The following is a 15,647-nucleotide window of genomic DNA, read 5'->3' as shown; positions in this document are numbered from 1 at the left end:
CTATACTAAGTCTCCGTCCTTTTAAATTTCGAAAAAGAACCATATCACCATCACCAGTTGGATGACCACTTTCGCAACTGTGCCACTCAAGAATCCGAACAGCGAGCCGATTGCCGCTTTCATAGCATCGTTTGTCGTTCGCTTCTGAATTAACTCTGTTACGATGACGAGTACGAAAGGAACGATGATGATGCCGAAAGGGGGGATGATAAACGAACCAATGATCACCCCGACTGCAGCCAGTCTCTCTCCCCATTTACTTCCTCCGTATTTTTTCACGAAATAACTGTTCGCGATAATATCAGAGACAATAAGTAGAATTGTAAGCACGATCACTCCGACCCAGAAGAAGGTGGATAAAGGGTCCCCGTCCAAGAAAAAGAAGTATGCTAGAAAACCAATCCATAGTACAAGGGGACCTGGTATGATCGGGAAGATGATACTGGCGAAACTTGCGATAAAGCAAGCGATAATAAGAATCCATATGATAATATCCATATCTATTTACCTCCACGTTTCGATTACGTCTTTACCATACGTATGGTAGGGCTGAATGGTTTCATCAAAAAGAAAAAGCCAGACATTGTCTGGCTCTCTCAAGATTTATTTCAGCCCCATGTCTTGTCGATCTGGCGGCGCCATGAACTCTGGTCCTACAGGATCTTTTACATGCTTAAGAAGGATTTCATCAATATCGTGCATAGTCTCATCGTCAATCTGGAAGTCAGACACATCTTCGACGGGATCTAATTGGTCCGGCCTTCTTCCGCCCATCAATGCAATGCCGGATCCCGGCTGATCCAGTACCCATCGCAAAGCAAGATGGAGGACGCGTTTGCCGAATCGGTCCTGGGCAAGTTTATCTAGTTCATCTACAGCGCTTAAGTACTGCTTAAACCTTGGCTGCTGAAATTTAGGGTCATTATTGCGGAGGTCGTCCCCTTCGAATTCTCTACCCTCAGACATTTTTCCGGATAACAGTCCACGACACAATGAACCGTAACTGATGGATGTAATATTATGGTCTTTCGTATAAGGGAGCGTTCTATCCTCGATTTCCCTTTCAAAAAGGTTATAAGGTGGTTGCAGCGTATGCAAAGGAGCTGCCTCTCTGAAGGTATCCATCTGTTCTGGAGAGAAGTTACTCACTCCTATGGCTCTAATCTTGCCTTGTTTGTATAAGTAGCTTAATGCTTCAGCCGTTTCATGGATAGGGGTGATCGGGTCCGGCCAGTGCACTTGGTACACGTCGATATAGTCCGTTTGAAGACGGTTAAGAGAGTCTTCGACTTCCTGATGAATCCGCTTTGTGCCTGCATTACGAAAAACAGCGTCTTCTTTCCAGTCCATTCCTACTTTTGTGGCGAGGACGATATCTTCTCTTTTCCCGTATTGCTGCAAGGCTTTCCCTACAATTTCTTCTGATCGGCCAAACCCGTATACAGGGGCTGTATCAATAAAATTGATTCCTTTATCAAGAGCTGTATGGATGGTTCTGATGGACTGTTCTTCATCTGTTCCACCCCACATCCAACCCCCGATGGCCCAGGTTCCGAGTCCGATGCGGCTTGCTTCTAATGATGTATCACTTATTTTAATTTTCTCCATTTCTTTCACCTCCGAAACAAATCCGTTACATGGTGATAGTACCCTGTCTATTTCAAAATTAATCATATAAGAATTTCTGCTTTTCTAATTTTTGAAAATTCAGATATAATGACAATAAAAAGAAGTGTCAGGAGGAAAGAGATGGAAACGGCTAAAAGATGGGAAGATGCAAAAGTAAAAAAGAGATGGTGGAAATCGTATTGGGTGATAGGAGCGGGTGTTATCATCCTCTTCGTGTTGGCAGCGCTCCTTTTTGTAAACGGTTACATAAATCGAACACTGCCAAAGGTCGAAGGCGAAATTAGTTTGTCAGGACTTACTCAACAAGTGACGGTTACCCGTGATGAGCAAGGTGTACCTCATATTCAGGCAGCCAATCCTCACGACTTATTTATGGCGCAAGGTTATATTCAGGCCCAGGATCGTCTTTTTCAAATGGAGCTTGCCAGACGACAGGCTTCCGGTACGTTGAGTGAAGTAGTTGGAGAAGCGACGGTCGATCAGGATAAGTATTTCAGAGCGCTTGGTCTTCGAAGGGCGGCGGAAAAGTCTTTGAGTGAGTACTCGGAGGATTCGCTAGACGTGTTGCAAGCTTATGCAGATGGCGTAAATGCCTACATTGACCAGTCGAAAGCAGCGAGACGTCTTCCGCCTGAGTTTTTACTTATGGGGATAGAGCCATCCAAATGGGAGCCGGTGGATTCTTTGACAGTAGGGAAGTATATGGCGTTTGATCTTGGAGGTCACTGGGAAAGACAGGCCTTCAATTATTACCTGCTCTCTCAATTTCCTGAGCAACAGGCTTATGAATTGTTTCCGAGTTATCCAGAGGGGGCACCGACTATTCTACCACAAGTAAATAAAGTCGATGTAGCGAGGAGCTTTCAACATGCTGTAACGCCGAACCCTTTCAATGGAAGTAACAACTGGGTAGTGAGTGGTGAGCTTACAGCATCAAAGGCCCCGTTGCTTGCAGATGATCCTCACCTGGGCTTAGCGACACCGTCTATCTGGTATCAAATGCACCTTCAATCACCAGAATATAATGTTTCGGGTGTCATATTTGCTGGAATTCCGGGCATCATCCTCGGGCATAACGATGATGTAGCCTGGGGAGTTACGAACGTGGGACCGGATGTCCAGCAGCTATATTTGGAGAAACGAAACCCTGATAACGACCGTGAATTTCTGTTCGAAGACCGATGGGAGGAAGCGATCGTTCATCAAGAGCCGATTCGCGTGAAGGACGGTGAAACCGTCGATTATGAAGTGGTGGAGACGAGAAATGGACCAATCATAAGTGAGTTCGCTGAACAAAGCGGTGAGGATACGGTTATGTCGTTGCGTTGGACAGCGCTTGATGCGACAACGGAACTTGAGGCCGTATTGGAGATCAACCGAGCTTCCAACTGGAACGAGTTTGAAAAAGGTCTTGAGAAGTTCTTAGCTCCTGCTCAGAACTTTGTGTTCGCTTCAAGTGATGGAACGATTGCGTATAAAGCAAATGGGCGCATCCCGATTTACGAAACCCCGGATGATGCTTTACTTCCTATGAGAGGTTGGGAAGAGGAGGACCAATGGAGCGGCTATATTCCCTTCGATGAACTACCTCGGACCGTTAACCCGGAGAAGGGATTTGTTGCTACAGCAAACAACAAAGTTACCGAGGATGATTACAAGTATCATATAAGTCATAATTGGGCTCAGCCTTATCGATACCAACGAATTTCTGAAATGTTACAAGAACGAGATCAGTTGACGGTGGAAGACTTCAAAGAGATTCAGATGGACACGTACAATCTGCAAGCACAAGAATTTTTACCATTTTTTATAGAAAATGTGTTTGGTGGGGATCTTTCTGAGACGGAGCAGACTGCTCTTCAACTGTTGGAAGAGTGGGATTATAACGACCAACATTCGAAGCCACAGCCTCTCCTTTTCCATCAATGGATGAAAGATTTGCAGGCTGTTCTCTATGATGACTTCATTGACGAGGGCATGGATCACTTGTTTCATGGGAAGGGGCAGACAACGGATGAAATGTTGCGCTCGGTTCGAGAAGGAGAGAATTCAGTTTGGATGGAGCAATCCGGTGGAATAGAGAGGGTAGTTACCGATTCTTTCCACCAGGCCGTTCGCTCATTGAGCGAGAAGTATGGCGGGGAAGTGGCTGATTGGAGTTGGGGAGACGTTCATGCAGTCGAGTTCACTCATCCTTTATCCAGCATCAGCTTTCTTGAACGGTTCTATAATCCGGGAGATCCACTCCCTGTCGATGGAAGCAGTGTGACGGTAAGAGCTGCAGGGTCGGGAGAGGATGGACTGGTCGATCACGGGGCGTCATGGAGATTTATTATAGATTTGTCTGACCAGACGACCGGTCATCACATTGTCGGTCCCGGGCAGTCGGGCCATTTTAGAAGCGAGTGGTATCATGACCAATTGAAAGACTGGGTGGATGGGGCGTATCATGCGACATCTACAAGAAACTTTAAAGGAAATGAGCTTATCTTAAAACCGTAAAACTGGTGGGGGCGAGCGACAGCCCCTTTCAAGCATGCAAATAGAAAAAGCGTGTCACACTAAACAAATGGAAGGAGGGGACAACAATGCATGGATTCCATGATGCATTCATACAAATCCTGCTGTTACTAGCCATTTCGATCACCGTCATTGGGTTAGCGAAGCTTGTGAAGCAACCCTATTCAATAGCGCTTGTCATCGTTGGGCTCATACTTGGTCTGACTGAGCTTCCTTATATTGAGGAAGCAGAGTTTTACATTACCCAATCTGAAGTTTTCCAAGCGACCATTATTTCTCTTTTCCTTCCTATTTTATTAGGTGATGCTACGTTAAAGCTGCCGTTCCATCATCTTTATGCCAGACGGAGGTCCGTGTTTAGTCTCGCATTTATCGGGACTTTCCTTTCCTTTATTGTAATCGGTACGGCCTCCTACTTCTTATTGGATCTTCCTCTCATCGTGGCTTTCACCTTTGCTGCGTTGATGAGTGCCACAGATCCGATCAGTGTTTTGTCGATATTCAAATCCCTTGGTGTTTCACAGAAGCTATCTACTGTGATGGAAGGGGAGTCACTGTTTAACGACGGAATCGCTGTCGTATTATTCAAAATATCCAGTGTGTATTTGCTTACATATATAGAGATGGGATGGAGTGGTTTAGGAAGCGGTGCGCTGCTTTTTCTTCAATTTGCACTAGGGGGAGCAGTGATCGGTCTGATTCTGGGATACCTCTTTTCACAGGTCATCAGAGTATTTGATGACTATCCTTTAGAAATAGCGATCAGTGCTCTTTTGTTCTTTGGCAGTTATTTTGTAGCCGAGCACTTTCAAACTTCAGGTGTGATCGCTGTTGTCGTTGCAGGATTTGTATTTGGGGATTATGGAGCAAAAGTAGGGATGTCCAAAGAAACCAAAACGAACATTAACACCTTTTGGGATGCTGTGACGCTCATTGCAAACTCCCTGATTTTCTTAATGGTAGGAATAGAAATCCGCAACATTCAGTTTGATGGAAATTGGCTGCTAATTGCCCTGGCCGTTCTCATTGTCTTGGTAGGGAGAACGGTAGCTCTATATGTAAGTACTGGCTGGGTTCAAGACTTAACGAACAAAGAGAGGATCCTGTTGAATTGGGGAGGGTTGAGGGGCAGTCTTTCCATCGCTCTTGCTCTCAGCCTTCCGTCTTCTTTTGAAGGGAGAGAGGAAGTATTAGTCTTTACGTTCTCTGTCGTGTTGTTCTCTCTTCTCATTCAAGGGCTCACCATTAAACCTCTCGTTAAGAAACTTGGGTTATCAGGTTCCAACTAAAAAAATCCCCGGAAACGGGGATTTTTTTAAATGAAATAGTCCATATAATAGAAGAAAGTCACGACAAGCGAGATACCTGCGTATATCATACACGTGAAAAAGCCGACAGAAGGATTGAACTTCTTGTTATCTGCTTCTTGTTTGATGCCTGTTGTGGACTGGACTTGAAGGTCAATCGACTTTGAAATTTGACCGCCGGAAGAATTGAAGTAGCGAATGATAAAAGCTACAGCAAGCCCTAGAAAGAATGAGAAATCAATAAAACTTGAGTTCGTGATTACCATAAGGCCGTAATTCAACCCGAGCAAGACAGCTAATGTGAAAATAATAGTCAACATTTTTTTCATGACACTCGACTCCCCCATCATCATACTAATACTAGTACGAATATATGGAGTGTTGGTTCCGTGATTTTGAAAAAAAGTAAATTTTTATTAGATAAAGTACTTTTGGATCTCCTTAACAGCCTGAGACAGGTCTTCATGAATGACGTAGTCGAACAAATGATCACTGCCTGTCGGCTCGTTATTAATGAGTACCTTCGTATGGTCAGTTGCATAATGAGGGAGCATGTTGAATGGTGTGACCAAAAGAGAGGTTCCCATGACAAGCAGTACATCAGATTTGTCGATGGCTCTCTCTGCCAGGTCATGGGCAGTGATCAAATCTCCAAATAAAAGCACGTTCGGCTTTAAATACGTGTTACATTCCGCGCAAGAAGGTGTCTCCACGGCCATCACATATTCTGAACGATATGTTTCCCCGCAGTTGGGACACGTTGCGCCGCGGAGGCTGCCATGATACTCAATAACGTTTCGATTTCCTGCTTTGGAATGAAGCCCGTCAACGTTCTGTGTAATCACGTTGACCTTTCGATCAGGGGCTTCTAGGTTGTAAATGAAATCGTGTACCCGATTGGGCTTGTATCCGTCAAGCAATTTCATTCGAAAGATCGCTTTGTATTTCTTCCAAAAGTCTTCAGGGTCATGGAAGAAATAATCAGCAGACATGTAATACTCTCTTGTTTCATCTTCCGACCATATCCCTTCACTCGATCTGAAGTCAGGGATGCCGCTCGCTGTAGATACTCCGGCACCTGTCAAAACCGTCACGTTCGCACTGGACTTCAAGTGGAGGGCAATCGTTTCATACATACGGATCACCTCGATTTATCTTTTATTGTACCCTTTCCTTTGAACGTGGTCGGTAACGTCCATTCGCATCGGCTTTTTGAATCTTCTCAGCATTTGATCAGTCCAGGAGTCCGTTCTTTGGTTACTTTGGCGGCTCTTATAATATTCGGTAATGGCTTCGTCAAATTCATCTAACTCAGACTCATGATTCTGGTATTCATTTTCAAAGTAGATGGCCTTTTTCGGAAGCCTAGGTTTTTTGTCGGGTTCTTGGGCGGGTACACCCATGACCATTCCGAAAAGAGGAATGACATGCTTAGGAAGAGAGAGGATTTCGTCTACCTTTTCTATATCATTGCGTAAGCTTCCGATATAACATATCCCTAGGCCGAGTGACTCAGCGGCGAGTGCTGCATTTTGTGAGGCAAGAGCAGCATCAATTGCTGAAACAAGGAAGTGCTCACTGTTTTCCAGGTTAGGAAGCATTTGCTCGTAATCATTTTGGTCCGCTTTAATCGTATGCCTGTTTAAATCTGCACAAAAGACGAACAAATGCCCGTTGTCGTAAACATAGGGTTGGCCGGAAACCTCTGACAGCGCTCGTTTTTTCTCTTTATCTGTTACACCAATAATGCTGTAAGCCATCATATAACTGGATGTCGAGGCTTGTTGTGCTGCTTCGATGATGAGGTTAATCTGTTCGTTTGTTAGTGGCGTGTCCTTGAATTTTCTAATCGACCTGTGGTTGAGTATTGTTTCAATTGTCTCATTCATTTGTTGTCCTCCTAGTGAATCATCCAAGTGGTTGTAATCGGATCTTTCTCTGTGGAATTTGGCGAAGGATCGGATTCCATCTTGAGTGTATCTTGATTGACAAAGCTCATTGAGTAAATCGCATATTGAAATTGGTTGGGTCTCGGCATGAGTTGTTCTTCATTTTCCAATTCTAATGAAGCGGGCTGCAGAGCATCAAGGTCCATTACCGTCAACTGGTTCGTGGCAGGTTCGTTTTTATGTTTTCGTTCAAAGAGAAAGCTCGCATATGCCTGATCTGGTGAAACATTCATCTTTGTCAGCTTGCTTAAGTCACTGAGTAGAAAGGAAGCTTTCTGTTTAAAGTCGATAAGTAGATGAGAACAAGTGTCACCATGACACGCGAATGTAATTAAGTATTGGTCATCGAGGAGTGGTCTGTAGGACAAGGATTCCAATTGCGCTACAGGATCTTCGAAATTCTTTACATAACCAGAAAGTATCGGGTAATCTGCAAAGGTGTACAGGTACTCCTTCTCGTCTATAGAAATCGTCATAGGCTTGTCGCCAGCCTGAGCAGCTTCTACTGACTCTCCCGGTAAAGAATCATCTTCTGATTGTATTTCCCCGCCACCTGCATCTGTGATCGATTGACAGGACGTAAGAACCGAAAGAATGATCAATAATAAGGTGCCGACTTTATACATGGTGATCCCTCACTTCATTGTTTCTATATTCAGGATACCACAAATTTCAGATGGTAAAAGAGATGGACCAACGGCAGTAATAAATATTTTATTGAAAAAATAGTTTAGGAAAAGAGGAGGAAATTGTCGGTTTGTGTAGAATTATTTATTAATATTACTTTCGTGAGGTGAGTAAGATGGCGGAGGTTTATGATTTTGAGTATTACAAAGTAAGGCAGCTTGTTAAGCAACAGATTAGAACGAAAGAGCTGGTTTATGAAGTGTACCTGTCCACCGTCCAATTTCTGCATCACTACACCGAAACATGTCACGGCCATTCATTCGAATACATGACGACCGATACGAGTCTAAGGGAGATATTCAAAGACAACGAAGAAGCCTTCTGGTGTATCTTCACTTGGATTGTGAAGTATTGGCAGCTGGAAGTAGAAGAGTTGAAAAAGAATCCAGCACCTTTGTTCGAACAGTTCCCTACTATCGGAGCCGTCTGCTTATTCATTGGAGAAAAAACGAAGACCATTTAGACCCTGGTATTATTCAGGGCTAATGGCCTTCACTGGTTTTTTAGTGTTAAGAAACGCCATATACATTTGAATCATACCCATGCCTAAAATCAGCGATCCAACGGTAATGGAGTAAAATGGACTAAGAATGATGTGAACCAGCCCGATTGGGAACATCCATTTGTATTGCTTTGTTTTAAATAAATAGTAAGTGGCAATCAGGGTTATTCCGAGGAAAAGGAGTAACCCTGTTCCAGTTGATAAAAGCATGTAAGACTGCCTCCTTAATTGTTAGACTATTTTTAATTTTTACAATATTAACATTTTATGTAGAAAATGTCCAGCCTATCTGGGTAATTTTCATTATTCCCTAAGCTTCTGGTTCCTAAACCTTATTTCTATAAAGCATTCCATCTCTTAAACAAGTGAGAAGTCACAGGGAATTGGGTATGTTATAGGTAAGGTTTTTTTGACACATATGCCGAATATTTGAGGAGTGAAGCAAATGAATGGAAAAATCGAAGTCGAGCATTTATCCAAAACGTTCAAAAAAGGGGATGTGCGTGCTGTTAAAGACGTGTCTTTTCAAGTAGAAGAGGGGGAATTCTTTGCTTTCTTAGGGCCGAACGGAGCCGGCAAATCCACAACCGTGCAAATCTTAACAACATTAATTAATGCGACAGGGGGAAAGGCTCTTGTGGCAGGACATGATGTTATAAAGGAGCCGGAAGAGGTACGGAGATATATAGGTGTAGCTCTGCAGGAAACAGGAGTCGATCCCGATCTGACCGGTCGTGAGCTTCTTGAACTTCAGGCGAGTATATTTGGTTTTGATAAATCGGGTGCAAAGGAAAGGGCGGAACAATTACTCGGCATTGTGCAGCTTACGAAGGATGGAAATCGGAGAGTAGGAAATTACTCAGGAGGAATGAGAAGAAGGCTGGACCTTGCTTTGACATTGGTAAATGAGCCGAAGATATTGTTTCTGGATGAACCGACTACCGGATTGGACCCATCCAACCGCATGGCTATTTGGAAAGAGTTAAGGAGATTGAATGAAGAGAATGGAACGACCATATTTTTAACGACACAATACCTGGAGGAAGCGGACTCTCTTGCTCATCGAATCAGCATCATTAACGCAGGAGAAATCGTAGCCACAGGAACACCGAAGGAATTAAAGGCGCAAATCGGCAACGATCTGATTACGATGACTTTCAAGTCCAATGAAGACCTTACTCGGGCAGAGCATAAATTGGTTGAAAAAATGGGTGAAAATGAAGTCATTCAGCAAAATGGCAGGTTGACTGTATATGTTGAAGATGGGGCGAAGCAGTTACTTGAAGTTGTTCGCGTATTAGACGAAGAGAATATACAAGTAGAGTCTGTCAATCTGACGTCACCTACACTGGACGATATTTTCTTAAAAATTACGAGTGAGCAAAAGGAGGAGGAATAATGGGAAATGGAGTCTGGAAAGATACTTGGCTGATTACAGGAAGAAATATTAAAACGACGTTGCGAAATCCTTTTTCCGTTATCCCGAACTTAATTATTTCTGCATTCTTTTTATTGGTTTACGAAGCGGGACTGAGTGGAATTGCAGACCTTCCGACGTTTAATGGAGCCAATTACTTAGCCTTCATCCTACCGGTTTCCATTGTTTCTGCGGCTATTGGCGGCGCAGGTGGGGCCGGTCAGGGAATCGTCAAAGATATTGAGAATGGTTTCTTCTCTCGATTGCTTCTAACGCCTGCATCACGGCTCGCGATCGTACTGGGACCCATCATTGCAGGAATGCTTCAATTGCTTGTCCAGACGATTTTAATCATCTGTGTAGGCTTTCTATTAGGATTGAAAGTTGAAACAGGTTTTCTTGGTATTCTTTTTGTACTTTTAATCGCCATTGGGTGGGGACTTGCATTTGCCGGGTACTCAGCAGGAGTGGCTCTACGCACGAAGAATGCCCAGGCCTCTCAGTCTGGGACGTTGATTTTCTTCCCTTTGATCTTCTTAAGCACAACATTCGTTCCATACGAGCTTTTAGACGCGCAGTGGCTGAAGATTGCAGCGACAATTAATCCAACAACATACATTTTCGAAAGTATGCGAAGTGTGTTGATTGATGGGTGGGTTTTCTGGGAAATGATGCAGGGGGTCATTGCTATCGTTGTAGTGTGTACGATTACGATCACTTTTGCAGCGGTATCGGCTAAGAAGGCCGTATCGAGAGGGTAAAATGTGAAAACCCTTTCCTGTTTTGTTATTCATTGGTATACTATCATTATCTTATCGTTAGGAGTTGATGTGTTATGACAAATCTTATTGGAACGTTCCATTATTTAACCATGCATACAAAAGGAGGACGCATCGCTTCTTAACGTCCTCCAAACAAGGAGGAACCTATGATAACGGATGATTTTTTTAAGAATCAGTGTGAAGAAAACGATAAGGTGGGTCGAATTGCCTTGAGTTCCCACGGTATTTACTCGATTTTAATAGACCAAGGAACGGTTGAGGGGCGACTTCCTGGTCGTTTTCATCATCACACAATAGAAGTGAAAGATTTCCCAGCAGTAGGAGACTGGGTCGTGTACCAGAAAGAGGTCCAAGGAAAGGTTTTGATTGATCGAGTTCTTCGAAGGAAAACGTTATTGTCTCGCAAGAAAGCAGGTACCACGACTGATGAGCAAGTGATGGTGGCTAACGCAGACGTTGTGCTGATTGTTACGGCACTCACCAAAGAGTGGAATGTGCGCAGGATTGAGCGATATGTTCACCAAGTGTATGAGAGCGGCGCTATGCCTGTTATAGTTTGTACAAAAAAAGACCTCTGTGATACCGTAAGCCGCTGCTTATATGAAATAGAAAGGGTAGCCCCTGGCGTACCGGTGCATGCCATCAATACCTTGACGGGAGAGGGAGTAGAGGGGTTGGCAGAAGAATTTCGTCCTGGTGAAACCATTACTTTGATTGGATCTTCTGGTGTCGGGAAGTCTACTCTCATTAATCGCTTACTGTCGGCAGAAACTCAAAAGACCAATGCCGTTCGGTCAAGAGACGATCGTGGGAGACATACGACGACACATCGCGAATTGTTCGAACTCCCGAGTGGGACAATGATCATTGATACGCCGGGGATGCGTGAGCTGCAGCTTTGGGGCGATGAGTCTACTATAGGCGAAACCTTCCAAGACATTGACCAGTTGAGTGAAGGATGTAAATTTCGTGATTGTCAGCATGAGTCTGAGCCGGGGTGCAACGTTTTAGCTGCGATTCATGAAGGGGAGTTGGATGAACAAAGACTTGAGAGCTACCGGAAGCTGAAGCGTGAATTGAGACGTTTGGAGTTGAAGGATAAATATGGCACTCACCGCACGAATCGGATGTTGCATGGCCCGAATAAAATAAACGGTTGATGTTTGGTAATCGCCAAAGAACAATAAAAGGAGCATTCTCATCTAAGAGAATGCTCCTTTTTTGGTTTCGTGTTTTAGCTGTTCATATACTTGTCGACTTCCCATTTACTTACGATTAGGGAATACTCAGTCCATTCTTCTTGTTTCGCGCTGATATACTGCTCGGAAGTGTGATTTCCAAGGGCGTTAAGAAGAACTTCATCTTTCTTAAGTGCATTGATTGCTTCTTTCAGGTTTGTTGGAAGTGTCGGAACTGTTTCGTCCTCTACTTCATAAAGGTTACGGCTTTCTGCTTTACCAGCGTCAAGCTCGTTACGAATCCCTTCAAGACCTGCTTGGATTAATACAGCAAGAGTTAGGTAAGGGTTTGCTGTCGGGTCCGGGTTACGGACTTCGAAACGAGTTCCTTTACCACGGGTAGTTGGAACGCGGATCATACAGCTACGGTTCGAGTGAGACCAAGCAACACTTACAGGTGCTTCGTATCCAGGTACAAGGCGCTTGTACGAGTTCACGTTAGGGTTTGTAATTGCAGCGATTGCACTAGCATGATGAAGGATACCTCCAATAAAGTGCTTCATTGTTTTGGATACGCCATCATCAGCATCCTCATCATAGAATACGCTGTCTCCATCTTTAAATAGGGATAGGTGACAGTGCATACCTGAACCGTTCTCACCAGCGATTGGTTTCGGCATGAAAGTAGCGTGGTAGTCATGGTTCGTCGCAATATCTTTTACAACGTTTTTGAATGTTTGAATGTTATCAGCTGTTTTCAGCATATTGTCGAAACGGAAGTTGATTTCATGCTGTCCCATCGCAACCTCGTGGTGGGAAGCTTCCATTTCAAATCCGTATTTTTTAAGTGCGCGCACGATGTCACGACGTACTTTATCACCTTTATCTTTAGGTGAAGAATCAAAATAACCGCCGCGGTCGTTCATTTTGCTGATTGGGTAACCGTCTTCGTTCAGCTTGAATAGGAAGAATTCCGGTTCTGGACCAACGTTTACCGTATAGCCCATTTCCTCAGCCTGCTTCATAGCGCGTTTAAGAATGTATCGTGGGTCTCCTTCAAACGGAGTTCCGTCTGGTTTATAAATGTCACAAATGAAACGAATACTGCGGTCCTCATCAACCATAGATGGAAGGATTAAGAACGTATCTAAATCTGGAACCAGATACATATCACTTTCTTGGATCGCAGAGAATCCGGAGATAGAAGAACTATCGAACATCGCTTCATTGTTTAGAACCATTTCAAGTTCTTCAATAGGAAGCTCTACATTCTTTGTATCCCCCATCATATCTGTAAATTCTAGTAGGATGAATTCTACGTTGTTTTCTTGAATTTTCTGTTTAATCGTTTCCTTAGTATGTGTCATACAAGACCCTCTCTTTGAATGTATTTTGAAAAACGACGGATCGTCTTTCTTGTAAGTTTCTATGTTAGGAATTCTAACACAATATGTCGATGATTCCAAACATATTTTTTCTTATTTCCCGAATTTTTTGATAATAAACCTATGAAATGATGAAATAATTTCGATGGTCGGAATGTACATATAGTAGAAGGGAGGTGGGGTTATGAGTGTTAAGACTTTTTTTACGACCATTTTTCTCATTCTATATTTGATCATGGTGAGTTATGTCGAAGGTTTGTTAAGAGTCGAAGCTCAACTATCACTTGAAGTCAGCAGGTATCTCGCTTTTACGCAGTTGGCTTATATTCCTGTTGGGATCGCTATGGGGTGGAAAAGGAAATGGTCGACCTCTTTTCAATTCGGAAGGTTCGGAATGTTGGGGCTGCCGATGCTTTATATTGTCGTAGTACCCTACCTTTGGAGAGTGGAATCCTTCTTTCCGGCATTTTTTATAACGAATGTTTCTGTGGGGGTGGCTGCGCAGGTGGTGTTTGGATATGTCCTGATAACATCTTTTACTCAAAAACAAAAAACAAGTAATGAAATGGAGCATTGATGGACGTTTCTCTTTTTATCCCTTATAATCGTGTCTGTAAAAGGTGTTCCGATTACATATAGGAAAGGAAGGATAAAATGAGTAAGACATTTATTTTTGGACACAAAAATCCAGATACAGATACGATTACATCAGCGATTGTTTATGCAGAGTTAAAGAAAGAGCTGGGATATGATGTGGAAGCGATCCGCTTAGGTGAGGTCAATGGAGAAACTCAATTCGCATTGGACAAATTCGAAGTTGATGCACCTAGAATGGTTGAACACGTGGCTGATGAAGTGGATCAAGTGATCTTGGTCGACCACAACGAACGTCAGCAAAGTGCTGATGACATTGATAGAGTGCAGGTTCTTGAAGTGATTGATCACCACCGTATTGCCAACTTCGAGACAAAAGGGCCTTTATTCTATCGTGCTGAGCCTGTCGGCTGTACCGCAACCATCTTGAATAAGCTTTACAAAGAAAAAGGAGTCGAGGTACCGAAGAAAATGGCAGGTCTCATGCTGTCAGCCATTATTTCCGACTCTCTTCTATTCAAATCTCCTACTTGTACAGATGAGGACCGTCAAGCTGCGGAAGAGTTGGCTGAAATCGCGGGAGTCGATGCACAGGCTTACGGGTTGGATATGCTGAAAGCAGGGGCGGACATCAGTGACAAGACGCCTGAGCAGTTGATTTCACTAGACGCTAAGGAATTCGATATGGGAGATAAGAAAGTAGAAATCGCCCAAGTGAACACGGTTGAAACCGATGATGTGCTTAAGCTGAAATCAGAGCTGGAAAAGGCAATTGACGAGACGGTTTCGAGAAAAGAGCTCGACCTATTCCTTTTAGTTGTAACCGATATTCTTGAGAACGATTCGACAGTGGTGGCTGTTGGACAAGCTGCTAATGCGGTCGAAGAGGCGTTTGGAGTAAAACTTGATGGCAATCAAGCGGTTCTTGAAGGGGTCGTTTCACGTAAAAAACAAATCGTACCCCCATTGAATCAGCATTTTGAATAAAGCAACGAACCAAAAAGGTCATCCTACGCGGGATGACCTTTTTTTTATTGAAAGCAACTGATGGCATTACTTTTAGTTAAGATTGTTTGGTGGATTCCACTCTTCCCGAAGGACGCCCATTCGGATGGAATCGTAGTATTCTCCTTCAAATATCCTTGTTCGACGCAGCCTGCCTTCGAGTCTCATTCCAATTTTTTCACTAACACGCATCATCCGTTCATTTCTAGACCAAGTAGTTAGCCCGATTCTTGCTAATGGGAGAACGCTGAAGAGGTGGTCGACCCAAAGCGTGAGTGCTTCCGTTCCGTATCCGCCATTCCAATAGGCTGGGTCATAGATACCGATGCCCACCTCCAACCACAAGGACGGTTTATGTTCCCAATAGTAGGTGACGGTTCCGATTATATCTCCATCTACTTCCATGATTAATCTTGAGTCCGGCTCACCAAAAGCAAGTCGTTGCTGCCTTGCGTATTCATGGCTTCGATAACTTTCCAATGAGTGGGGTTCAAGAGGATAATAGGGGGCATCCCATTTCTTCCACTCGGGCTCGTCCTCTTTATAAATCATCTGCCATAGAATAGGGATATCATTCTCTTCGATATTTCTCAGTATCACGTTCGTTCCTCGTATGACGGTCTCGGTTTTAGGCATAACCATTTCCCCTTTGATCCATGTTACCCTTATCCTACCACAAGCAGAGTTGATTG

17 protein-coding genes are annotated in these 15,647 nt (G+C 43.7%); 8 read left to right on the top strand and 9 right to left on the bottom strand.

Annotated elements, in window-relative coordinates; translation table 11 throughout:
* Positions 1–21 precede the first annotated feature (21 nt).
* Together LCM20_RS02755 and LCM20_RS02750 are read right to left on the bottom strand one after the other, a co-directional pair.
* Positions 22–498, bottom strand: a complete 477-nt coding sequence (locus LCM20_RS02755; RefSeq protein ID WP_225193895.1) for a DUF456 domain-containing protein — start codon at positions 496–498, stop codon at positions 22–24.
* A gap of 105 nt (positions 499–603) precedes the next feature.
* On the bottom strand, positions 604–1,608 hold the full coding sequence (locus LCM20_RS02750; RefSeq protein ID WP_225193894.1) for an aldo/keto reductase: 1,005 nt from the start codon (positions 1,606–1,608) through the stop codon (positions 604–606).
* 141 nt (positions 1,609–1,749) lie between these two features.
* Between LCM20_RS02750 and LCM20_RS02745 the strand changes: the two genes are divergently transcribed.
* Together LCM20_RS02745 and LCM20_RS02740 are read left to right on the top strand one after the other, a co-directional pair.
* The gene (locus LCM20_RS02745) at positions 1,750–4,131 is read left to right on the top strand and encodes a penicillin acylase family protein (protein WP_225193893.1); all 2,382 of its coding nucleotides are present in this window, start codon (positions 1,750–1,752) and stop codon (positions 4,129–4,131) included.
* Positions 4,132–4,217: 86 nt separating this feature from the next.
* On the top strand, positions 4,218–5,438 hold the full coding sequence (locus tag LCM20_RS02740; protein WP_225193892.1) for a cation:proton antiporter: 1,221 nt from the start codon (positions 4,218–4,220) through the stop codon (positions 5,436–5,438).
* 26 nt (positions 5,439–5,464) lie between these two features.
* Here the strand turns inward: LCM20_RS02740 and LCM20_RS02735 are convergent, their stop codons facing one another.
* The 4 genes from LCM20_RS02735 to LCM20_RS02720 all read right to left on the bottom strand — a co-directional run bounded on the left by LCM20_RS02735 (position 5,465) and on the right by LCM20_RS02720 (position 8,031).
* Positions 5,465–5,785 carry a hypothetical protein gene (locus LCM20_RS02735; RefSeq protein WP_225193891.1) on the bottom strand — a complete coding sequence of 107 codons (321 nt, stop codon included), beginning with the start codon at positions 5,783–5,785 and terminating at the stop codon, positions 5,465–5,467.
* 87 nt (positions 5,786–5,872) lie between these two features.
* Complete coding sequence (locus LCM20_RS02730) at positions 5,873–6,592, bottom strand: NAD-dependent protein deacylase (RefSeq protein ID WP_225193890.1); 720 nt, start codon at positions 6,590–6,592, stop codon at positions 5,873–5,875.
* Positions 6,593–6,607: 15 nt separating this feature from the next.
* A complete protein-coding gene (nfsA, locus tag LCM20_RS02725; protein ID WP_225193889.1) occupies positions 6,608–7,345 on the bottom strand; it encodes an oxygen-insensitive NADPH nitroreductase in 738 nt (245 codons plus the stop codon).
* Between the two features lie 11 nt (positions 7,346–7,356).
* Positions 7,357–8,031 (bottom strand): hypothetical protein, encoded by a 675-nt coding sequence (locus tag LCM20_RS02720; RefSeq protein WP_225193888.1) that lies wholly within the window; start codon positions 8,029–8,031, stop codon positions 7,357–7,359.
* 176 nt (positions 8,032–8,207) lie between these two features.
* On the opposite strand from LCM20_RS02720, the gene LCM20_RS02715 reads away from it, so the two are divergent.
* Positions 8,208–8,555 carry a hypothetical protein gene (locus LCM20_RS02715; RefSeq protein WP_225193887.1) on the top strand — a complete coding sequence of 116 codons (348 nt, stop codon included), beginning with the start codon at positions 8,208–8,210 and terminating at the stop codon, positions 8,553–8,555.
* Positions 8,556–8,564: 9 nt separating this feature from the next.
* Here the strand turns inward: LCM20_RS02715 and LCM20_RS02710 are convergent, their stop codons facing one another.
* Positions 8,565–8,804, bottom strand: a complete 240-nt coding sequence (locus LCM20_RS02710) for a hypothetical protein (protein WP_225193886.1) — start codon at positions 8,802–8,804, stop codon at positions 8,565–8,567.
* Between the two features lie 235 nt (positions 8,805–9,039).
* Between LCM20_RS02710 and LCM20_RS02705 the strand changes: the two genes are divergently transcribed.
* The 3 genes from LCM20_RS02705 (at position 9,040) to rsgA (ending at position 11,953) form a co-directional block, all read left to right on the top strand.
* Positions 9,040–9,993: an ATP-binding cassette domain-containing protein gene (locus tag LCM20_RS02705; RefSeq protein ID WP_225193885.1), complete on the top strand. Its 954-nt coding sequence runs from the start codon at positions 9,040–9,042 to the stop codon at positions 9,991–9,993.
* A complete protein-coding gene (locus LCM20_RS02700) occupies positions 9,993–10,772 on the top strand; it encodes an ABC transporter permease (protein ID WP_225193884.1) in 780 nt (259 codons plus the stop codon). The genes LCM20_RS02705 and LCM20_RS02700 overlap by 1 nt, the downstream gene beginning before the upstream one ends.
* Before the next feature lie 167 nt (positions 10,773–10,939).
* Positions 10,940–11,953: a ribosome small subunit-dependent GTPase A gene (rsgA, locus tag LCM20_RS02695; protein ID WP_225193883.1), complete on the top strand. Its 1,014-nt coding sequence runs from the start codon at positions 10,940–10,942 to the stop codon at positions 11,951–11,953.
* Between the two features lie 74 nt (positions 11,954–12,027).
* Here the strand turns inward: rsgA and glnA are convergent, their stop codons facing one another.
* The gene (gene glnA / locus LCM20_RS02690) at positions 12,028–13,338 is read right to left on the bottom strand and encodes a type I glutamate--ammonia ligase (protein WP_225193882.1); all 1,311 of its coding nucleotides are present in this window, start codon (positions 13,336–13,338) and stop codon (positions 12,028–12,030) included.
* A gap of 202 nt (positions 13,339–13,540) precedes the next feature.
* Here glnA and LCM20_RS02685 point away from each other — a divergent pair, with 202 nt between their 5' ends.
* Both LCM20_RS02685 and LCM20_RS02680 read left to right on the top strand, forming a co-directional pair.
* Entirely contained in the window at positions 13,541–13,933 is a 393-nt protein-coding gene (locus tag LCM20_RS02685; protein ID WP_225193881.1) for a hypothetical protein, read from the top strand.
* Positions 13,934–14,010: 77 nt separating this feature from the next.
* On the top strand, positions 14,011–14,937 hold the full coding sequence (locus tag LCM20_RS02680) for a manganese-dependent inorganic pyrophosphatase (protein WP_225193880.1): 927 nt from the start codon (positions 14,011–14,013) through the stop codon (positions 14,935–14,937).
* 72 nt (positions 14,938–15,009) lie between these two features.
* Here LCM20_RS02680 and LCM20_RS02675 read toward each other — a convergent pair whose 3' ends face one another.
* Positions 15,010–15,591: a GNAT family N-acetyltransferase gene (locus LCM20_RS02675; RefSeq protein WP_225193879.1), complete on the bottom strand. Its 582-nt coding sequence runs from the start codon at positions 15,589–15,591 to the stop codon at positions 15,010–15,012.
* Positions 15,592–15,647: the final 56 nt, after the last annotated feature.

Origin of the sequence: Halobacillus litoralis (assembly GCF_020171725.1) — a bacterium.
Lineage (GTDB): Bacteria > Bacillota > Bacilli > Bacillales > Halobacillaceae > Halobacillus > Halobacillus litoralis_F.
Note: the sequence above shows the minus strand (reverse complement) of the source record. Positions and strands in the feature narration are given on the sequence as shown.